At 37.6% G+C, this 19,059-nt stretch carries 20 protein-coding genes, 1 tRNA gene and 1 other annotated feature; of the genes, 15 read left to right on the top strand and 6 right to left on the bottom strand.

The genetic code is table 11. The annotated features are described in order from the left end of the window. Nucleotides 1–143: 143 nt before the first annotated feature. The 3 genes from NFR46_RS09180 (at nucleotide 144) to gad (ending at nucleotide 3,516) form a co-directional block, all read left to right on the top strand. A tRNA-His gene (locus NFR46_RS09180) sits at nucleotides 144–218 on the top strand. A gap of 347 nt (nucleotides 219–565) precedes the next feature. Then, nucleotides 566–2,086 carry a glutamate/gamma-aminobutyrate antiporter gene (gene gadC / locus NFR46_RS09175; RefSeq protein WP_251576723.1) on the top strand — a complete coding sequence of 507 codons (1,521 nt, stop codon included), beginning with the start codon at nucleotides 566–568 and terminating at the stop codon, nucleotides 2,084–2,086. Between the two features lie 23 nt (nucleotides 2,087–2,109). Continuing rightward, nucleotides 2,110–3,516 carry a glutamate decarboxylase gene (gene gad / locus NFR46_RS09170; protein WP_251576721.1) on the top strand — a complete coding sequence of 469 codons (1,407 nt, stop codon included), beginning with the start codon at nucleotides 2,110–2,112 and terminating at the stop codon, nucleotides 3,514–3,516. Between the two features lie 143 nt (nucleotides 3,517–3,659). Here the strand turns inward: gad and NFR46_RS09165 are convergent, their stop codons facing one another. Genes NFR46_RS09165 through hemH form a run of 3 tightly spaced genes read right to left on the bottom strand, consistent with a single transcriptional unit; the run spans nucleotide 3,660 to nucleotide 6,554 of the window. Further along, nucleotides 3,660–4,304 carry a phosphatase PAP2 family protein gene (locus NFR46_RS09165; protein ID WP_251576719.1) on the bottom strand — a complete coding sequence of 215 codons (645 nt, stop codon included), beginning with the start codon at nucleotides 4,302–4,304 and terminating at the stop codon, nucleotides 3,660–3,662. 10 nt (nucleotides 4,305–4,314) lie between these two features. Further along, nucleotides 4,315–5,619: an Nramp family divalent metal transporter gene (locus NFR46_RS09160; protein WP_251576717.1), complete on the bottom strand. Its 1,305-nt coding sequence runs from the start codon at nucleotides 5,617–5,619 to the stop codon at nucleotides 4,315–4,317. Continuing rightward, nucleotides 5,619–6,554 carry a ferrochelatase gene (hemH, locus tag NFR46_RS09155; protein ID WP_251576715.1) on the bottom strand — a complete coding sequence of 312 codons (936 nt, stop codon included), beginning with the start codon at nucleotides 6,552–6,554 and terminating at the stop codon, nucleotides 5,619–5,621. The genes NFR46_RS09160 and hemH overlap by 1 nt, the downstream gene beginning before the upstream one ends. Before the next feature lie 131 nt (nucleotides 6,555–6,685). Further along, nucleotides 6,686–6,804 (top strand) — a sequence feature (ribosomal protein L10 leader region). 31 nt (nucleotides 6,805–6,835) lie between these two features. On the opposite strand from hemH, the gene rplJ reads away from it, so the two are divergent. From rplJ to tnpA, 5 genes are all read left to right on the top strand, one after another. Next, entirely contained in the window at nucleotides 6,836–7,336 is a 501-nt protein-coding gene (rplJ, locus tag NFR46_RS09150) for a 50S ribosomal protein L10 (RefSeq protein WP_182581056.1), read from the top strand. Nucleotides 7,337–7,399: 63 nt separating this feature from the next. Then, entirely contained in the window at nucleotides 7,400–7,765 is a 366-nt protein-coding gene (gene rplL, locus NFR46_RS09145) for a 50S ribosomal protein L7/L12 (RefSeq protein ID WP_182581055.1), read from the top strand. Nucleotides 7,766–8,043: 278 nt separating this feature from the next. Beyond that, complete coding sequence (locus NFR46_RS09140; RefSeq protein WP_251576713.1) at nucleotides 8,044–8,541, top strand: DUF5692 family protein; 498 nt, start codon at nucleotides 8,044–8,046, stop codon at nucleotides 8,539–8,541. Nucleotides 8,542–8,548: 7 nt separating this feature from the next. After that, nucleotides 8,549–9,007: a DUF5692 family protein gene (locus tag NFR46_RS09135; protein ID WP_420908600.1), complete on the top strand. Its 459-nt coding sequence runs from the start codon at nucleotides 8,549–8,551 to the stop codon at nucleotides 9,005–9,007. Nucleotides 9,008–9,276: 269 nt separating this feature from the next. Further along, nucleotides 9,277–9,741: an IS200/IS605 family transposase gene (gene tnpA, locus NFR46_RS09130; protein ID WP_251576711.1), complete on the top strand. Its 465-nt coding sequence runs from the start codon at nucleotides 9,277–9,279 to the stop codon at nucleotides 9,739–9,741. 182 nt (nucleotides 9,742–9,923) lie between these two features. On the opposite strand, the gene NFR46_RS09125 is transcribed toward tnpA, so the two are convergent. Both NFR46_RS09125 and mscL read right to left on the bottom strand, forming a co-directional pair. Further along, the gene (locus tag NFR46_RS09125) at nucleotides 9,924–10,211 is read right to left on the bottom strand and encodes a hypothetical protein (RefSeq protein WP_251576709.1); all 288 of its coding nucleotides are present in this window, start codon (nucleotides 10,209–10,211) and stop codon (nucleotides 9,924–9,926) included. Between the two features lie 375 nt (nucleotides 10,212–10,586). Next, on the bottom strand, nucleotides 10,587–10,961 hold the full coding sequence (gene mscL / locus NFR46_RS09120) for a large-conductance mechanosensitive channel protein MscL (RefSeq protein ID WP_251576707.1): 375 nt from the start codon (nucleotides 10,959–10,961) through the stop codon (nucleotides 10,587–10,589). A gap of 173 nt (nucleotides 10,962–11,134) precedes the next feature. Here mscL and NFR46_RS09115 point away from each other — a divergent pair, with 173 nt between their 5' ends. The 4 genes from NFR46_RS09115 to NFR46_RS09100 all read left to right on the top strand — a co-directional run bounded on the left by NFR46_RS09115 (nucleotide 11,135) and on the right by NFR46_RS09100 (nucleotide 13,876). Further along, nucleotides 11,135–11,455, top strand: a complete 321-nt coding sequence (locus tag NFR46_RS09115; protein ID WP_251576705.1) for a PadR family transcriptional regulator — start codon at nucleotides 11,135–11,137, stop codon at nucleotides 11,453–11,455. After that, nucleotides 11,455–12,084 (top strand): DUF1700 domain-containing protein, encoded by a 630-nt coding sequence (locus NFR46_RS09110; protein ID WP_251576703.1) that lies wholly within the window; start codon nucleotides 11,455–11,457, stop codon nucleotides 12,082–12,084. The genes NFR46_RS09115 and NFR46_RS09110 overlap by 1 nt, the downstream gene beginning before the upstream one ends. Beyond that, nucleotides 12,068–12,832: a DUF4097 family beta strand repeat-containing protein gene (locus NFR46_RS09105; RefSeq protein ID WP_251576701.1), complete on the top strand. Its 765-nt coding sequence runs from the start codon at nucleotides 12,068–12,070 to the stop codon at nucleotides 12,830–12,832. Before NFR46_RS09110 ends, NFR46_RS09105 begins: the two co-directional genes overlap by 17 nt. Nucleotides 12,833–13,036: 204 nt before the next feature. Next, a complete protein-coding gene (locus tag NFR46_RS09100; protein WP_251576699.1) occupies nucleotides 13,037–13,876 on the top strand; it encodes a metal ABC transporter solute-binding protein, Zn/Mn family in 840 nt (279 codons plus the stop codon). A 152-nt stretch (nucleotides 13,877–14,028) separates the two neighbouring features. On the opposite strand, the gene NFR46_RS09095 is transcribed toward NFR46_RS09100, so the two are convergent. Further along, on the bottom strand, nucleotides 14,029–14,886 hold the full coding sequence (locus tag NFR46_RS09095) for a LysR family transcriptional regulator (RefSeq protein ID WP_251576697.1): 858 nt from the start codon (nucleotides 14,884–14,886) through the stop codon (nucleotides 14,029–14,031). Between the two features lie 111 nt (nucleotides 14,887–14,997). Between NFR46_RS09095 and NFR46_RS09090 the strand changes: the two genes are divergently transcribed. Genes NFR46_RS09090 through menC form a run of 3 tightly spaced genes read left to right on the top strand, consistent with a single transcriptional unit; the run spans nucleotide 14,998 to nucleotide 18,681 of the window. Further along, entirely contained in the window at nucleotides 14,998–16,332 is a 1,335-nt protein-coding gene (locus NFR46_RS09090) for a M20/M25/M40 family metallo-hydrolase (protein ID WP_251576694.1), read from the top strand. An 18-nt stretch (nucleotides 16,333–16,350) separates the two neighbouring features. Continuing rightward, on the top strand, nucleotides 16,351–17,556 hold the full coding sequence (locus tag NFR46_RS09085; RefSeq protein ID WP_251576692.1) for an MFS transporter: 1,206 nt from the start codon (nucleotides 16,351–16,353) through the stop codon (nucleotides 17,554–17,556). A gap of 18 nt (nucleotides 17,557–17,574) precedes the next feature. After that, on the top strand, nucleotides 17,575–18,681 hold the full coding sequence (gene menC, locus NFR46_RS09080; RefSeq protein WP_251576690.1) for an o-succinylbenzoate synthase: 1,107 nt from the start codon (nucleotides 17,575–17,577) through the stop codon (nucleotides 18,679–18,681). Nucleotides 18,682–19,059: the final 378 nt, after the last annotated feature.

The raw sequence follows: 19,059 nt of genomic DNA, 5'->3' as shown, positions 1-19,059 counted from the left end.
GATTAAATTGTCGAACCGCCGTATACGGAACCGTACGTACGGTGGTGTGAGAGGTCGGTAATTGAACTAATCAATTACCTCCTACTCGATTTTATTGTATTAACTAGTGAATATATGTTATCATTATTTCTGGACTTATTATGGCGGTATTGGTGAAGTTTGGTTAACACACCGGTTTGTGGGTCCGGCACGCGTGGGTTCGAATCCCACATACCGCCCTAACTAAATAAAAGATGGGAAATTATCATTCCTAAAGTCCATAAAAGGCTGAACTGTAATTTGAAATTATAGTTCAGCCTTTTTGATTTATTATATTTAAATTATTTATAATAAATGCTACTTATTATTTCTTTATTTAAATAGTATTATACTTAATATGAAGACGCTTATAATAAAAAATAATAATATTTAATTGTCATATGATATTAAATTATTCAAAACATATCATTTTAAATAAAATAAAAAAAGTTATATACTTATAACCGTAAATAATAGCTATTGTTTATAGGTTACTTATTAGTAATTAGCGCTAATTACTCTCTTTCTTTTGAAAGGAGTTAAAAATATGACTCATAATAAGCAAGTTACGAGGAATTTGACATTATTTGGCTTTTTCTCACTGACTGCTTCAATGGTTCTTACCGTTTATGAGTATCCTACTTTTGCTACCTCAAAGCTCCACTTGGTATTCTTCTTAATACTTGGAGGAATCTTCTGGTTCCTTCCAGTTGCTCTATGTGCAGCCGAAATGGCTACCGTTGAAGGATGGAATCAAAATGGTGGTGGGATCTTTAGTTGGGTATCTCATACATTAGGTAAGTGCTGGGGATTTGCTGCAATCTTCTTTCAGTGGTTTCAAATCACTGTTGGGTTTGTAACAATGATTTACTTTATCCTTGGTGCATTTTCATACGTTATTGATTGGCCAGCACTAGATGAACAGCCAGTTATCAAATTTTTTGGAGTGCTAGTAGTATTTTGGTTCCTAACTTTCTCACAATTTTGGGGAACAAAATATACGGCATACATTGCTAAAATTGGATTTGCTGTTGGCATTTTAATTCCTTCACTAATCCTATTTATTCTAGCGATTTGTTATGTCGTTAGTGGTGCTAAATTGCAAGTTAGCTTCTCACCAAGTGCATTTATGCCAAACTTTACAAAGTTAAACACATTAGTTGTCTTTGTATCATTTATTTTGGCATATATGGGTGTTGAAGCGTCTGCTTCTCATATCAATGAATTAAAAAATCCACGTCGTAACTATCCACTAGCAATGTTCATTCTTGTTATTTTAGCAATTTGTCTTGATACCTTTGGGGGATTCACTGTTGCTGCAGTTGTTCCTCAAAGTGAATTGTCTCTTAGTGCTGGGGTTGTCCAGGCATTTAAGTATTTATTGCTTCACTTTAACGCACATTTTGGATGGATTGTTAAGGTAATTGCATTAATGATTGCGCTAGGGGTAATGGCTGAAATTAGTTCTTGGGTTATTGGTCCATCGCGTGGATTATTTGCAACAGCTCAGCAAGGGCTTCTTCCGCCGCTTTTCCAAAAGACTAATAAACATAATGTTCCAATTGCGCTAATTATTACGCAAGGAATTATCGTATCTATTTGGGATGGTGTCCTAACTTTCGGTGGTGGAAGCAACAATGTTTCATTCTTTGCTGCTATTTCATTAACTGTTGTAATTTACCTTGTTGGATATCTTTTATTCTTTATTGGGTATCTTGATTTAGTCTTTAAGAAGAAGCAACTTAAGAGAACTTATTCGATTCCTGGAGGAACAGTATGTAAGGCAATCGTTGCTATTTGTGGTCTGTTAGTATCACTCTTTGCCTTCTTTATTTCATTTGTTCCACCAAGCAATCTTCCAGTAAGTTCACATCATGCTTACCTATGTGTTTTAATAATTAGTTTTATAGTTGCTGTACTATTACCATTCGCAATTTACGAGTTCTATTCTAAACATCATGATCATAAGTTGAGTACTCCAAAGCACTTACTAGCTAAGGATATTAACGCAGCTGTTCCGCCCATTGCACGTGGTGAACACCATATAACTGATTCTAAGAATTCGTAAAATTAATAAGGAGGTCCTATTTTATGGCAGGATTATACGGAAAAAATAGTCAAGAAAAGCATAATGTGCTTGATCCAATCTTTGGTTCTTATACATCGGACCATGCGTTATCAAAATATGAATTAAATCCAGAACCGGTATCTCCAGCGGTTGCATACCGTATTGTTAAAGATCAATTAATTGACGAAGGAAATGCGCGTGAAAATTTAGCAACATTCTGTCAAACGTACATGGAGCCGAATGCTACGAAGATCATGGCAGAAACGATGCAAAAAAACGCAATTGATAAGTCAGAATATCCACGTACTGCTGAATTAGAAAATCGTTGTGTAAATATTATTGCTAAACTTTGGCATGGCCAAAAAGATGAAGATTACATGGGAACATCAACCGTTGGGTCTTCTGAAGGTTGTATGCTTGGTGGCTTGGCAATGAAATTTGCTTGGCGTGAACGTGCAAAGAAACTAGGACTTGATATTCATGCACATAAGCCAAATCTAGTAATTTCATCTGGTTATCAAGTCTGTTGGGAAAAGTTTGCAACATACTTTGATGTAGAATTACGGACGGTTCCGATGGATGAAGAACATCAATCCCTTAATATGGATACTGTTATGGACTATGTTGATAAATACACAATTGGTATCGTAGGAATTATGGGAATTACCTATACAGGTCGTTATGATGATATTGAAAAATTGAATGACTTGGTAGAAGAATATAACAAAACAACCGATTATAAAGTATATATTCACGTTGATGCTGCTTCAGGTGGTTTCTATGCTCCGTTCATGGAACCTGATATTAAGTGGGACTTCCAATTAAAGAATGTCGTTTCGATTAATTCTTCAGGTCACAAATATGGTTTAGTTTATCCTGGTATTGGTTGGGTACTTTGGCGTGATAAGAAGTTCTTACCAGAAAAGTTGATTTTCAAGGTAAGTTATCTTGGCGGTGAATTACCAACAATGGCAATTAACTTCTCACGGAGTGCTTCTCAAATTATTGGTCAATACTACAACTTTGTTCGCTTTGGTTTTAATGGATACAAGAAGATTCAAAAGCGTACGCATGACGTAGCAGTTTATTTGGCATCTGAAATTGAAAAGATGGGTATGTTTGAGATGGTAAATGGCGGAACCGAGCTTCCAATTATTTGCTATAAATTGAAAGATCTGACTGCTCAAAACTGGTCACTTTATGACTTAGCCGATCGTCTTCGGATGCAAGGATGGCAAGTGCCAGCATATCCACTACCAAAGAATTTGGATACAGTTGAAGTTCAACGGATTGTTTGTCGGGCTGACTTTGGAATGAGCCGTGCACACGAATTTATCGGTGATATGAAACGTGATATTAAAGCGCTTAATAATTCTGCTTTGGTTGGCCATAAGACAACCGAATTGAAGAAGTATGGATTTACACACTAATAATGTCCTAGATTGATATCATCATTTTACGATGTTGAGTGGGCCAAGCAAAAACTCTTAATTAAGAATAAAATTCCAGAGATAGATTATAAAAATGCCTCATAACTATTAGATAGAATTCTAATAATTATGAGGTATTTAGTTTAAAATATCTTTGTTATTGGTTTAATTAACCATTGAGAAAGCTGGTGGCGAAAGGCAGCTGTAATTAACCACCAGCCACTAGCGAGAAGAAGGCCACCGATAACGTCACTGGTAAAGTGGTCACGGAGGTAAACTCGGGTAATCATAATTGTGATGATCCAAAGTGCGCCAATTACTTGCCACGTAATTTTCCAACTTTGGTGATGAAGGTAAGGAAGAATTAACGAGAGAATGGTAAACACAAAGATGACGGTCGCAAAGGTATGGCCGCTAGGAAAACTATAACCGTTAGCCGGAAAGAGTTTATTGCTTGGTCGAGTACGGAGAACGTTATACTTAACAAGGATAACCAGTGAATAGCCGACAAATTGAATGAGAATATACCAGAGGCTAAGATTGAACTTGCTTTGCCACCAAAGGTAGAGTGCGATCAGGATTGTGAGGGCTTGGATGATGATTGGATCCCCAAAATGGGTCAGGATAATCATGACCTGAGTTTTCAACGGAGAAGTCTGCTGTGTTAATTGATAACCAAGTTGGTCAAGACGGGTAATCCAGTGTGAGTTATGACTAACGTTGATTAAGAGAATACCGAATAATAACCAGCAAATTATACCGGTAGCCAGTTGTGATTTTTTCTTCATAATTATCTCCTTAGAATAATGCCGAAAGATTTAGCCCAGTTAGTAAGATCACAATGGCATATTCAATGGTTGCTTGCCAGCGATGATTAGCATATTTTCCCATTAATTTTTGATTATTCGTAATTTTAACGAGCGGAAAAAGAGTAAACGGGAGGGCAATACTTAGAATAACTTGGGCGTAGATAATTAATTGCTCAAATTGTTGCTCGTTAAAGCGAATAAAAATTCCGGTAATAATGATTGGAATTAATGTTACAAATCGGGTTAATAACCGGCGTTTCCATAAAGGAAGCCGGATATTGATATAGCCTTCCATGACAATTTGTCCAGCCAGTGTACTTGTTATGGATGATATCAATCCTGTAATGAGAAGTGCAAAGCCAAATAGCCAGCTCATGATTGAACTAGATAATGAACCGACAATTTGCGGATCTTTAAGTCCGTAAAAAACGTCTGCTAAACTGTTTAAGTTTGTAGTGTGGAAGAAAAGAGTTCCACCCAGGATAATCAAAAGGGCATTTACAATTAATGCAGCGATGAGATGAATAATTGAATCCCAATTAGCAAATTTAAGGGTTTCAGCGACCTGAGCTGGATCATGTTCATCATAACGTCTACTTTGCGCTAATGCGGAGTGAAGGTAAATATTATGGGGCATGATTGTTGCACCAATAATTCCCAGGCTTAAAAGAAGCTCTGAGTGATTGATAACGATTTGTGATTGAGGGATAAGACCATTTAAGATGGCAGTCCAGCTTGGGTGGGCTCGGCATACCTCAACCGCAAAGATTGTCCCTACTATTAAGATTGTTGCAAGGACAATAAACTCAACCCGCCGAATTCCAAAGCGAAGAAAGGCAAGGACAATAAAAACATCGGTAATAGTGAGGAAGATTCCGATAATGAGTGGTAAGCGAAAAAGAAGGTAGAGCGCAATCGATGTGCCAACTACTCCCGTTAAATCGGTTGCCATCATTGCAAGTTCGTTTAATAACCAGAGTCCGATTCTGATCGATTTAGGGACTCGTTTAGCAATTGCTTGCGCTAGATCGGTTCTTGTGACAACTCCCAATTTAATTGAAAGTGACTGCATAATCATTGCCACGATAATAGAAACAAAAAGTACACTAAGTAGTGAATAGCCATATTGGCTACCACCAGCGAGAGAGGTCAACCAATTACCCGGATCCATATAGCCAACAGCTACAAGTGCTCCGGGACCACTATATGCAAGGAATTTTTGCCAGAATGCTGTTTCATAAACTGTAGGAACATTAACACTTCCGTTAATATCATCTAAGCTTTTTTTTTCCATTATTTTAGGTGCTCCTTAGCAAGATCAGCGATGAAGTTAGCAAATTGGGTACTATCATTTAGTGCGGGGACAATCTCAAGATTATTCCCGCCACTTTCGCGAAATGCTTGATAATTTTGGATTGAATTTTCTTCAATAGTTTCTAAGCAGTCAGTAACAAATGATGGTGTAGCAATTAAAATATTTCGATTACCGAGTTGCACTTGCTGTAGGAGCGTATTCTTTAGGTAAGGTTTTAACCACGGCATCGGACCAAATTTTGATTGGTATGCCATTTTAATCTTATTTTGAGGGATGGCTAGATGCTTTCGTAATTCCCTAGTTGTTCGTTCTGTTTCATCTTGGTAAGGATCACCATGTTTAACCATTGAAACAGGAATTCCGTGATAGGAAATAATTAACATATCGTAGTTTCCTTTATTCCATGCGGTTTGAATATGACGGCTAAGAATATTAATATAGCGTGGATCATCAGCAAACCGATCAATAATTGGCAAGGTTGGGTCAACTGCTTTTACTTGGTCAATTATTGACTGAGTAGTGCTTTGGGTGAAGTGGGGAAATAACGAAAGAATGATGATCTTTTTGCACTCCTGCTTCATTTGGAGCAAAGTTTTTTCAATACTTGGTTTACCATAAGTCATTGCCATTTTGACAGACCATTGAGGAAGCAGTGATTGAACTTTTTTGGTAAGGTTGGTCGTATTGACTATCAAGGGTGAACCATTTTGTAGCCAGCAATCTCGATAAAACGTTGCTGAACGCCAAGAACGCATTGGGAGGATAATTCCGTTTAATATTGGTTTCCAAACCATTGCCGGTACTTCCACAACATTATGGTCACCGAGGAATTGACGTAAGTATTCCTTAACGGCAGAAGTTGTTGGCTTTGCAGGTGAACCGAGATTAACAAGTAAGAGACCGTATTCTTTCATAGATTCGTACTCCTTAAATGAAGTTAATAAATTAATTGTACACCAAATAGAATAGGGGACTAGCTGTCCTAAATAAATAATCCTCGAATAATTCTTTACAAGGATTCGGGAAGATGTTATACTATCGAAGTTGATTAAATATGACTCTGCCTAAGACTCAGGTGGCGAAAGCCTTAATTTGTATGCCTGCCGAGGAAGAAATTAAGTTCCTTCTCTATGTCTGCGGTCATAGGGATTTTTTTATAAATCCGATCAAACTACATTGCAGGAGGTGAAAATTCATGAGTGAAGCAGCTATTGCTAAGAAGGCTGAAATCGTTAAGCAAACTGTTGATTTGATTAACGATGCTGAATCAGCTATCGTTGTTGACTACCGTGGTTTAACTGTTGCTGAAGTTACTGATTTACGTAAGCAACTTCGTGACGCCGGTGTTAAGATGTCAGTTATCAAGAACAAGATTCTTGAACGTGCCGTTGAAGGTACTGATTACGAAGATCTTAAGAGCACTTTTGTTGGCCCAACTGCAGTTGCATTTTCTAACGAAGATCCAATTGCCCCAGCAAAGATCTTGAAGAAGTTCGCCGATGACCACGACGCTCTTGAAATTAAGGGTGGCTTCATCGAAAAGAGTGTTAAGACTCTCGATGAAATTAACGAATACGCTACTATGCCTAGTCGTGAAGATCTGTTGTCAATGCTTGCATCTGCATTGCAAGACCCAATGCGGAAGATTGCTCGTGCAGTCAAGGCCGTTGCCGACAAGGAAGACGAAGCCGCATAATTGTTGTATTACCATATACTATCAAATCAAATTTAATTACCTAAATATTGGAGGAATATAATCATGGCTTTTGATAAGGATGCTATCATTGCTTCATTAAAGGAAGCATCAATTTCTGACCTTAACGATCTTGTTAAGGCTATCGAAGACGAATTCGACGTTTCTGCTGCTGCTCCAGTTGCAGTTGCAGGTGCTGCTGGTGGCGACGGTGCTGCTAAGGACAGCTTCACTGTTGAATTGACTGAACCAGGTGCTGCTAAGGTTAAGGTTATCAAGGCTGTTAAGGACATCACTGGTGTTGGCCTTAAGGATGCTAAGGACCTTGTTGACGGTGCTCCTTCAGCAATCAAGGAAGACGTTAAGGAAGACGAAGCTAACGACATCAAGGAAAAGCTTGAAGCCGCTGGTGCTACTGTTACCCTTAAGTAGTCTAACTTCAAATATAAAAATAAAAGGCTGGGATTATTCCCGGCTTTTTATTTTTAAATTTATCGTTAAATCCGATCATTGCTTATAAGTGTCTTTTTATAAGACAAATGTACGAAAATGAGTTTGATATCTCTTTTCTCCACCGTTAAAATAAAACCAATGATAATGTAACCGATAACAATAATGTTAGGAGGAGATATCATGTTATTTCAAGTTTATGGTAGCCAATCTGGCTGGCAATTATTTGGTTGGATATTAGTATATTAGTATTTGCCTGTTTGATTATTACAAATGAAATAGCACGGCGAAGTAAAGCTGGTGGACTCTTTTTCTTCGTGATTCTACCGATTGCATTGACAATTTATTTTGCAACGATTTATATTTGTGCTGCACAGGGACAGGCGTGGGCATTGCATAATCAGACATATGTCCACATGAATAGTTGGTTCCACTACGCAAAGCTTTATGCGGCAACGTTTGGCTGTATTGGATTTATGATTCTTAAGTATCATTGGGGCAAACTAGGTAAGGCATACTGGTTTAAATGCTTCCCGTTTGTCATTGTAGCAATTAATATTTTTATCGCTGTGGGGAGTTACTTTGAATCGGCTATTCGTGGAATGAATGCATTGCAAACGACTGGTAGTCAATGGTGGCTTTCGTCTGAGGGTGTTTGGCTTTATGGAGGTTGGTGGAACATCCTTAACGGAATTGCTGGAATTATTAATGTTTTTCTGTATGACTGGATGGTGGGGTATCTACTCCTCAAAGAATGAGGATGATATGCTTTGGCCAGACATGATCTGGTTGTTTATCTTAGCGTATGATGTTTGGAACTTTGAATATACTTACAGTAATCTTCCAACGCATTCATGGTATTGTGGTGTGGCCCTCTTGCTTGCACTAACGTTTGCAGCGGCAATATGGAATAAGGGTGACCGGGCCAACACTTTGGCAATTTGGTGTATGTTTGCCCAAGTTATTCCAGAATTCCAAGATAGCGGGGAATTTGCCGTTCTTCCAGTTCTCTATAAGAATGGTGCAATGAACCCTGTAGTTCACCCTGGAGCGACTGATCCAACGATGATGGGAGTAATTGCTATCCTATCACTTGCTATTAATGTGGTTGTCTTTGCTATTATTTGGAAGCGTGCTATGAATAAGGGAATCAATCCTTATACTCACGAAATCTTTGTTGGAACCAAAGATTATGAAGAAGCAATAGCGCGAGCACAAAAATAGACTTAAATTGGTGATAATTTGAAATTAATTCAGTGGATGGTAAAAGAACTTAAATAAAAAGGACGTAATGAGAAAAGTTAATTTCTTGTTGCGCCCTTTTTATTTAATGCCTTTAGGCCTAGTTGAGCATGCGAACGTAGTGAGTATGCGAAACAAAAAACCACCTGCTTTGCGGGTGGGGGATAAGATTATATAAATAAAGACCTCTTTTGCCTTAAGATGTAGGTGTTCAAACCAAAATCAAGTAAGGGAAAAGAGGTTTAATTAATATGGCTAATAAACTAAATAGTTTAGCCCATACGAAGTGGTTATGTAAGTATCACATCGTATTCATTCCAAAGTATAGACGGAAAATAATTTACAATCAATATCGGAAAGATTTACGAGATTATATTAGATTACTATGTCAGTATAAAGGAGTAAAGATCATTGAAGGACATTTGATGCCTGATCATGTTCACTTATTAGTAAGTATTCCACCGAAGCTAAGCGTTTCGCAATTTATGGGATATTTGAAAGGAAAAAGTGCATTGATGATGTTTGATCATCATGCCAATTTAAAGTATAAATTTGGCAATCGACATTTTTGGGCAGAAGGTTGTTATGTCAGCACAGTAGGATTAAATGAGTCCACCATCAAGAAATATATTCGTGATCAAGAGAAGCATGATATGGTAGTCGATAAATTAACAACGATAGAATACTCGGACCCTTTTAAGGGTAAGGTGAAGTAATACTAATACTGCTTAAAGTAGTAGCGAAGTAGTCAGAGCATTTTGGCTTGGACGAAGAAAAAGCCAGCGCCTTGAGACGCTGGCTTCTCTTATCGGCTTTTAGCCGAGGAACAAACCACCCGTTTTACGGGTGGTTATGATTAGTGTATGGAATACGCTAATTTTCGTGTTATCAATTTAGGTTAGTTTGCCGGGTGAGTGTGGTGAGTTGTAGTATTAATAACCCGGTAACCAAAGTAGAATTGAATAGCAGCAAGAACGATGTTGATCCAATTCAAAGCAATGAACCAGCCGTTTAACATGCTTGCGTCATGGGTTACACCGTAGTAAACCCAGAATCCAATGAAGATTGCGCAAACATTAATCCAGGCAAAAGTCTTTTGCAGAACTTGATTGTCGAGTTGGAACCACATCCAGATAACGTTAACAACAAACCAAATAGCTAAAATCCAGAAAATAATGTTAAACATAACGCATCTCTCCTTATAATCAATTCGAATGAAACAAGACTAGCAAGCACATGTTAAACAAGAAAATTTTAGCCGATACCGGTTAGTGAAGGGAACGATAGACACTAATTAAACGCTCATATTTTATAAGAACTAGGCTTAGAAAATAATTGCTAATATTTAATTAGTAAGTCAGTGTGGGTAGAAAAGATTCCTCTGCAGTTAACGATATAGGTAGATTATTACTTATAATTCTGCCTGTAATCACCTCACTTACTTCTACCCCCTTTGGACTATATTAACAGAAAAAACGGCGTAAATCCAATGATAAGTAGATAATAAAAATAATAGATTCCTGCTAAAAAATAATAAATCCATTAGCAGGAATCTATTTAGTTATTTACCTTCGTTTTTCTTTAACAGTTCAGTAATTTCTTTCAGGTACTGAACTTCTTCGCTTGGTTCAGCCGGTTCTTCATCTTTCTTTATTCGAAAACGATTAATTGCTTTAACCATCAGGAAAACTACAAAGGAGATGATCAAAAAATTAATGACTGCATTGAGAAAACTTCCATACTTAAATTGAGCTTCACCAACTGTCCAGGTAAGGTTTGAGAGATCGATTTTACCGACAAAGATACCGAGTAGTGGATTGATAAGGTTATTCACTAATGATTTTACAATCGATGTAAACGCAGCACCAACAATAATACCGACGGCCATATCAACAACGTTGCCGCGCGCAATAAAGTCCTTAAATTCTTTAATCATATGGTCCTCCTTTTTATTAATTGCTTATTAGGTAAATTATATTTTATCAAACTAGGTTACAGAGCATCTGATAATTAACGATGAATTTAATTAAATTTAAGAATATTCATTATTATATTTACATCCAATATTATATAAGGTATAGTATTAGATGTATTAAGGAGGAAGAATAAATGAAGATTCAAATAACAGCTGAACTCCTTGATGGACTTGTTTTAGCAATTCTAAAACAAGACGATTATTACGGCTATGCATTAACGCAAAGGGTAAAAAATGTGATTGATGTTTCAGAGTCGACAATGTATCCGGTCCTTCGCCGTTTAAAAAAGAATGGCGATTTGACAACTTACGATAAGCCATTTCAAGGGAGAAATCGACGCTATTACCATATAACAGAAATTGGTGAACAAAAATTACAGGAAATCTTGCGAATGTGGGAAGGGTATAAGCAAAACTTGGATCAGATTTTTTATCAGAAGGGTGGAAAAAAATAATGGATGCTCGCCAAAAGTATATTTCAGAATTGAAAAAATTTTTAGCGTCATTAACTACTGAAGAAAGAACGGATGCGTTAGATTTCTATAATGAATATATTGAGGATGCTGGTTATGATAATTACCAGCAGATTATTAAGGAGCTAGGAAATCCTCGACAATTAAGTCATAAGATTCTGGCGGATTACTCAATTAAGGCAAATAATGAGGAAATTAAGAACAGCCATACAGCATCACCCCGTTCCAACTGGCGGGTCTTTTGGTTAGTAGTTATTGCAATCATTACATCGCCAATTACGTTTGTGTTAAGTCTGGGAGCATTAATTGTTCTTATTTGCGCCTTGGCAGCTGTCTTTGGGGTCAGTGTGGGAATATTAGGAACTCTAGTTGGCTTGATTTTTGGTAGCGGGGTAATGATCTATTCAGGACTTGGAGTTATTGCTGCTGCACCAATGACGGGGATCCTGTATGCCGGAATTGGGGTAACAATGATTGGCTTTTTACTCTTATGTATCCCCGTAGGATATTGGATTATTCGCTGGTTAGCACAGGCAATTGCTAATTTAGCTAAGTATATTTACCAAAAACTACTTCAAAGGAAGGCTGAGAAGCATGAAAAAAACATTTAAGATTGGTCTAGGAATACTTGTTATTGGGATTGTTTTAATGGTAGTTGGCTTTGCCGGTCACGGAATGAAAAATGTTAGTTTTGAGGGAGCTACCCCAGTAATTGAGAAACAAGTTACTAAAAAATTAAGTACAGCTAAAGGGTTTAATAGAGTTAATCTTACTAGCTCAAGTGCTAATGTTTTAATCAAGACAGGATCAAAATTCTCAATTAGTTACCAAGGTAGTAATGCACGACTTCCTAAGGTTATGGTAACTAATCAGTCCGCAACCATTCATCAAGGTGAGGGTCATGGGACATTCTTTTCCTACAATAATGGAGACGATACCATTATTATTACAGTGCCTAAGGGGACTAAATTAGCCGGAAAACTTGATGTTGCTGATGGCGATTTGAGTATTACAAATGTTGATTTGGAGAACATGGATATTAACGTTGCTGATGGTAACGTTGTTTATAATAATCTCACTGCAACTGGAGGAAAGACAACTCTTGGCGACGGTGACTTTACCAGTAACAGAGTAATCTTTAAGGGACACTACACGGTGAAAACTGATGACGGTGACAATAAAGTGATTTCTTCACATGCCGATGGCTTTATTCTCCATACTGACGACGGTGATAATAAACTCGATGGGGTTGACCATGGAACTGAAGACCTTCAGCAAAATGAATCAGCAGCGAACCTTCTTCGCTTGGAGGCAAATGACGGTGATAATTCGGTAATTAACATTAAAGCAGTCCAATAAGATTAAGCAGTCTTAGTATTAGGAAAGTCCTAGTGCTAAGACTTTTTTGTTACTTAAAAAAAGACTTGCATTTTTAGTAAGGAGTGTTTAATATATTCGTTGTCGTAAATAGTAATCGTTACGATTAAGAAGAAGGGATATGAAGCATTTTTTAAGAGACTTGTAATAGTTGGGTTATCATTAACATTAATTTTACCGTTAGGGATGACTCATACAGCAAGTGCTAGTAGCCAAAAACCAATTAAGGTAGTCACAGGGCTTAACTTTTACGGTGAAGTTGCTAAGGCTGTTGCTGGTAATCAAGGGAAGGTGACTTCCTTTATTAATAATTCTTCGGTTGATCCCCATGACTATAAGCCAGGAATCAAGCAGGCTTCACAGGTCGAACAAGCGAATGTCGTGATTGAAAATGGGATCGATTATGATCATTGGATGAATAGGCTGGTTAAGTCTAGTGATAATAAGAAGAACATTAAGGTGGTTAACGTTGGCTCTTTGATGGGTAAAAAAGTTGGTGACAACGAACATATTTGGTATCAGCCAAATACCATGAAGAAATTCGCTAATAAGTTAGCTAAGGATTATGGTAAGATCGATCCTCAACATACTGACTACTACAAGCAAAATGCTAAAAAGTATATCGCATCATTGGATCAACTTGACCAAAAGATTGCTCAAGTTAAGAGCCAGGTAAATCCGCAAAAGAAGGAAGTTGCGGTAAGTGAACCGGTATTTGACTATGCGCTGAAAAGCCTTGGTTATAAAGTAATGGATCAACACTTTGAAAAGGCAATTGAAGAGGGAACCGATCCTTCGCCTAAAGATATTGCTCAAATTCAGACTGCAATCAAGAACCACCAAATTGCTTCCTTTGTTGATAATACCCAAGCAAGTGATCATGTTGTAGATAATCTCGTTAAGCTTGCTAAAAAGAATCATGTTCCCGTTTTAAAGGTAACTGAAACAAAGCCAAGTCAAAAGATGACTTATACAGACTGGATGATGAAACAATATCAGGAATTATCATCTATTCAGCAACAATAATTTTAATCTCTCAATAATGAAAAACGGTCTCCAGAGTTCGGATTTGCCGAGTACTGGGGGCCGTTTGTGTATTTCACTGTTTGTCCTTTATTTAAGTAATAAGGATTAACCGCTTATATTTGACTGTCTCTTTCTCAGTTAGCTCGGGGGAACTATGTCTTTTTTAAAGAATGACAGTAATTAAGAAGGAGCGTTGCAACTTGCTCTTGAATGCTTGTCCTTGGTCCATAGGGATAGGAGAGATAAATTCTTCTATGAAAGCCATTCTTCCCAATTTTATGTAATGAAATTTTTTCAAGATTAGTTGTAGAGTTCCAGGATAATTCAGGAACAAAACATGAAGCATAACCCTGAGCTACTAAATTAATCATGAGATTACGATCGCCTGTTCGTAATACAACTTGAGGATCTATTCTTTGTGCAGAAAGAAAGCGTTGGATAAAGTCGGCAAATGGTGACTCGTTCATTTCAATTAGGGGTAGTTGGTTAATTTTTTCCAATTGAAATGTTGCCTGTGAATTTTCCTTACTCGTTGCCAAAAAGACCTCTTCGGATAGTAATAATTCGTTATGTTGCTCAGGAACCGGTAGAGGCACAAGCTGAAAATCATAATGCCGAGGATCGTTATCGATTTTACTTTGGATAAATTGAAGATTAATTTGTGGATATTTGTTATGAATTATTTTGAGAAACGAAACCAGTAAGGGAGTAGTTTCACACATCTTAATAGTGATCTTTTTATTGTTAAGTGAGTGAATTGCCTTTACATTTTCCTTTGCTAACCGTAGTTGATTGAATGACCGATTAACTACCGTAAAAAAATAATTACCTTGAGCGGTCAAGATTAGCTTCTTCCTTTGACGAATAAATAACGAAACGCCTAATTCGTTCTCCAACTCCCGAATACTGCGACTGATAGATGGTTGTGCAACATGTAATTTAGTTGCTGCTTTTGTCATATTCATTGTTTTGACGACTTCGGTAAAGTATTTCAATTGCGTTAAGTTCATCTTTGTTACCTCTTTCATAGCAATTTTGCTATTAGCTACATAAAAAGTAATATTGGATTTTAAAAATAAATGAGAATATTCTAATTATATTATAATTTCGGAGGTGATGAAATGACGATTGATGACTATGTTAGGAAAAATCAGCAGCAGTTTATTAACCTATTGGCTAACTTTGTAAGTCAAAAAAGTCTTAGTCAAACAGGAGAAGGAATCCAAGCAACGGTTAAATTCTTGAAAGAACTTTTAGAACAATTCATTCATGCGAAAGTGGAGATTATTGAAACGGCAGGTAATCCAATTATTATCGCAACCCTTTCTCCAGGGAAGGATAATGAATATTTATTTTATGGGCATTATGATGTTCAGTTACCAGGAAAATTGGTTGAATGGAAAGTAAAGCCATTCAAATTGACTCAGCGTGATGGTCGCTTGTATGGTCGTGGTACTGGCGATAATAAGGGCCAATTAATTGCACAAATATGTGGCTTTTATGTTTATCAGCAATTATATGGGGAGTTACCTTTTACAGCCAGAATTCTCATTGAGGGTGAAGAGGAGATTGGAAGTCCGCATCTTATTCAAACAGTCCGCACCTTGAAAGATCCGTACCTAAATAACCTTTCAGCAGTTTTTGTAATGGATGGATCAATAAGTCAATCAGGAGATCATGTTTTACGATTAGGAAACCGGGGTGTCTTATCGTTTAGGTTAGGAGTAAGGACTAACGGAAGTGATCTGCATTCAGGAAATTTTGGAAATGTTAGTAAGAATGCGGCTGTTGAACTTATGCGGGTTTTAAATAAGTTAATTAACCCATTAACTGGTCAATGTAGAATTAAAGAATTTTATAAAGGAGTCGTTGAGCCAAGCAGTCAAGAACGAGAGTGGTTAAATGCTCTGCCAAGTCCGGACAATATTCCAGCACCAATTTATAAGAATAAATTTGATTATTACTATCGGCTGATGTTTCAACCATCAATGACAATTAACGGTTTGAGTAGTGGTTATGAGGGAAATGGGGTAAAAACAATTATTCCAGGTAAAGCAACTGCAATTGTTGATTGCCGCTTGGTTGCTGACCAGACATGTGATGAGGCAGTTAAATTAATTAATGACACGCTTAAAGCGGAATTAGATGAGAAACAAATCCAAATTAAGTACTTGGTTAAGCTTGATCCTGTAAAAATTGAAGCAAGTAACCCATTAATCCCTCGGCTGGTTTCGACAATTACAGAAGCCACCGGTAAAGCATTGATTGAGCCGGTAATGCCTGGCAGTGTTCCTAATTATATTTGGAGAGATATTGTCGGGATTCCGCCGTTTACTATTCCCTTAGCAAATTATGATCAGCATAATCATGCACCGAATGAGAATATAACAATTGATGCTTTTCTTGATGGGATAAAGATTATTGCTTATCTTTGTCGAAATTTAAATTCTAAATAGTGGAAAGAAGGTTACCTTATGGATGAATCACAATATTTAATGAGCCAGAATGAAAGGCCAAAGTCGTATCGAACATTAGTATTAGTTTTTTTAGGATTTATTATTTGCTTTATTGATCGTTCCGCAATGAATATTGCACTTGCTTATGTTGGAAAAAGCTTTACGTTAACTCCAGCTCAATTAGGAGTAGTCGGCTCTGCTTTTTTCTTTAGTTATTCATTAATGCAGGTTCCAGGTGGTTGGCTTGTCGACCGGTTTGGTACTAAATGGATGACGGTGATCTCGCTTTTGGCCTGGTCAGTATTTACCGTGATGACAGGATTTGCTTGGTCATTTACTTCGCTAATTATTATTAGGGTTTTGTTTGGAATTGGTGAAGGATCATATCCGTCGGCAGCAATGAAACAGGTCCGCTTGGCATTCCCAGAAAATAAACGTGGTCAAGCATCCGCGGTTGCTATTTCATCTAATTATATTGGAAATGCACTAGCGCCGTTTATTGTAGCTCCCTTGATTGCCTTGTTAAGTTGGCGTGGTGCATTTCATGTCGTTGGGGTGTTAGGCCTTGTTTATTTGGCATTCTATTATTTCTTCGAGCGACCATTAAATCGTGAAATTCCAGATTATGATACAGGAGATCAAAAGGTTAAAGGAAAGTTTGACTGGCGAGTATTAAGCTTTTCGGTAGTTGTGTTTGGCTTTAGCGTGATTACAAAGGGATTAGATACTTGGATGCCTACTTACCTTCTTCAAGCACGTCATATTAATCTAAAAGGAATTGCTTGGCTAGTTCCTCTTCCTTCCATCACGGCAGGAATCGGATCATTTATCGCCGGATTCATTATGGTCAAGTTCTTTACCGGTCACGAGAAATGGCTAATTTCTCTTTCAGCTCTAGTAACTATGGTATTCATGTATGGGATGTTTCATTCACTAAGTTTGACCGGGGTGATTACCTTTGAAGTATTAGCCTACTTTACTAAATCAATTGGTTTCGCTGCCTCCTATGCTTTTGTGGCACAATTAGTTGCAAAAACAAATTACGGGGCGTCAATTGGGGTAGTTAATTTTGGTGGGCAACTCGCGGGCTTCTTAGCACCAATTCTAATTGGCCTTGTTATCCAAGGTACTCATAGCTATACTGCAGCCTTCTTGGTATTAACATTCTTTGCATTACTGGCATTTGTTGCTTCATTAACTATCCATGGTAAAAAGGCAAATTAGTAGGGAGAAAGTGATGAGATGAAAATTGAAAAGGCACGATTATTTAAAATTGATTTACCCTTAAGGAACGCTTTTGAAGTTAGCTTCGGTGTAATTAAGTATAAGCGCACGATTATCTTAGAGTTGACGGATCAGGATGGTAATTGTGGATATTCAGAGTGTTCAGCTTTTGATGTTCCATTTTATAATGAAGAATTTCGCTCAGGAGCATGGGAACTATTAAAAGAACAATTATTACCCAAAGTTGTTGGCCATGACATTAATCATCCAGATGATATTTATCAACTATTTAGTCATATTCGGCGAAATAATATGAGCAAAGCATGTGTAAATTGTGCACTCTGGGATTTATATGCTAAGCAGCTTCAGCTTCCATTAGCAAAAGCACTGGGCGGAGACAAACAAAAAGTTGAAGTTGGGGTTAGTATTGGTGTTCAATCCTCACCGGAGAAATTAGTTGAAACGGTTCGCGGCTATCTCAATGATGGTTATCGGCGAATAAAAATGAAAATAAAACCGGGAGCCGATTATCAGTTTATTAAAGCTGTCCGGAACGAGTTCCCAGAAGCAATGCTGATGGCTGATGCCAATTCGGCATACCGCTTAAAAGATTTACCGATGCTACAACGGCTTGATGAGTTGGGGTTAATCATGATTGAACAGCCGTTGGAACCAGGCGATTTAGTCGATCATGCACAACTTCAATCCAAATTAAAGACAGCGATTTGTCTGGATGAAAGTATTCTTTCGTTAGCTGATGCTAAGCAGATGATTCAATTGGGTAGTGGTCGTATTATTAATATTAAAGTTGCTCGGGTTGGCGGATTAGGAGTAGCAAAACAAATTCAGGAATACGCAAGTAAGCATGGTATTCAATGTTGGTGTGGCGGGATGTTAGATTCTGGAGTGGCAAGAGCGGAAAATATTGCAATTGCTACTCTCCAAGGATATACACTTCCTAATGATATTGCTGCCTCAACTCGTTATTATAATCAAGATATTATCAAACCAGTAGTTGAGCTGGATGGAACTTACGTCAATGTTCCTCATCGTCCCGGGCTAGGCTACGAAATTGATTGGAACAATATGAGAAAATTTTGTAAAGCGGAACTGGTATTAAAGTAAAAAATTTGAGTAGCAAAAAACAAGCTGGGAATTAGCTTTCTCGGAGGGACGGTTGACTAACCTAGAACGATGAATGATGATAAACTCATCAGAATCGTTCGTAGCCGAATAGGCTTGCTTCGCTGCGTTAGGCTCGAGTCCCTCAGTTAATTCCCGCGATTAGACTCTATAGGTTCGGAGATCGCTAAATATGGAAAGGGGATGAGAAAAAAACGTTTAGTTTTTTCTCATCCCCTTTTTAATGGTGCGCCCGGCATGGGTATTAGCTAGGTGGTGAAAGTCCGCTATGGGCCGTAGTAGCCGGAACCATGAGCTGAGGACAAGGGTGTCCACTGTGAGGTGGAATCTGAAAGAAGTCTAAGGCAAAGTACTGCACCG

The sequence above is a fragment of the Limosilactobacillus agrestimuris genome (genome assembly GCF_943193105.1).
Taxonomy (GTDB): domain Bacteria; phylum Bacillota; class Bacilli; order Lactobacillales; family Lactobacillaceae; genus Limosilactobacillus; species Limosilactobacillus agrestimuris.
The sequence above is the reverse complement of the archived record's forward strand: the minus strand, read 5'-3'. Positions and strand labels throughout refer to the sequence as shown.

Coding starts and splice junctions, on each gene's coding strand:
- gadC (WP_251576723.1), top strand. CDS start 566: ATGACTCATAATAAGCAAGTTACGAGGAATTTGACATTATTTGGCTTT.
- gad (WP_251576721.1), top strand. CDS start 2,110: ATGGCAGGATTATACGGAAAAAATAGTCAAGAAAAGCATAATGTGCTT.
- NFR46_RS09165 (WP_251576719.1), bottom strand. CDS start 4,304: ATGAAGAAAAAATCACAACTGGCTACCGGTATAATTTGCTGGTTATTA.
- NFR46_RS09160 (WP_251576717.1), bottom strand. CDS start 5,619: ATGGAAAAAAAAAGCTTAGATGATATTAACGGAAGTGTTAATGTTCCT.
- hemH (WP_251576715.1), bottom strand. CDS start 6,554: ATGAAAGAATACGGTCTCTTACTTGTTAATCTCGGTTCACCTGCAAAG.
- rplJ (WP_182581056.1), top strand. CDS start 6,836: ATGAGTGAAGCAGCTATTGCTAAGAAGGCTGAAATCGTTAAGCAAACT.
- rplL (WP_182581055.1), top strand. CDS start 7,400: ATGGCTTTTGATAAGGATGCTATCATTGCTTCATTAAAGGAAGCATCA.
- NFR46_RS09135 (WP_420908600.1), top strand. CDS start 8,549: ATGCTTTGGCCAGACATGATCTGGTTGTTTATCTTAGCGTATGATGTT.
- tnpA (WP_251576711.1), top strand. CDS start 9,277: ATGGCTAATAAACTAAATAGTTTAGCCCATACGAAGTGGTTATGTAAG.
- NFR46_RS09125 (WP_251576709.1), bottom strand. CDS start 10,211: ATGTTTAACATTATTTTCTGGATTTTAGCTATTTGGTTTGTTGTTAAC.
- mscL (WP_251576707.1), bottom strand. CDS start 10,961: ATGATTAAAGAATTTAAGGACTTTATTGCGCGCGGCAACGTTGTTGAT.
- NFR46_RS09115 (WP_251576705.1), top strand. CDS start 11,135: ATGAAGATTCAAATAACAGCTGAACTCCTTGATGGACTTGTTTTAGCA.
- NFR46_RS09110 (WP_251576703.1), top strand. CDS start 11,455: ATGGATGCTCGCCAAAAGTATATTTCAGAATTGAAAAAATTTTTAGCG.
- NFR46_RS09105 (WP_251576701.1), top strand. CDS start 12,068: ATGAAAAAAACATTTAAGATTGGTCTAGGAATACTTGTTATTGGGATT.
- NFR46_RS09100 (WP_251576699.1), top strand. CDS start 13,037: ATGACTCATACAGCAAGTGCTAGTAGCCAAAAACCAATTAAGGTAGTC.
- NFR46_RS09095 (WP_251576697.1), bottom strand. CDS start 14,886: ATGAACTTAACGCAATTGAAATACTTTACCGAAGTCGTCAAAACAATG.
- NFR46_RS09090 (WP_251576694.1), top strand. CDS start 14,998: ATGACGATTGATGACTATGTTAGGAAAAATCAGCAGCAGTTTATTAAC.
- NFR46_RS09085 (WP_251576692.1), top strand. CDS start 16,351: ATGGATGAATCACAATATTTAATGAGCCAGAATGAAAGGCCAAAGTCG.
- menC (WP_251576690.1), top strand. CDS start 17,575: ATGAAAATTGAAAAGGCACGATTATTTAAAATTGATTTACCCTTAAGG.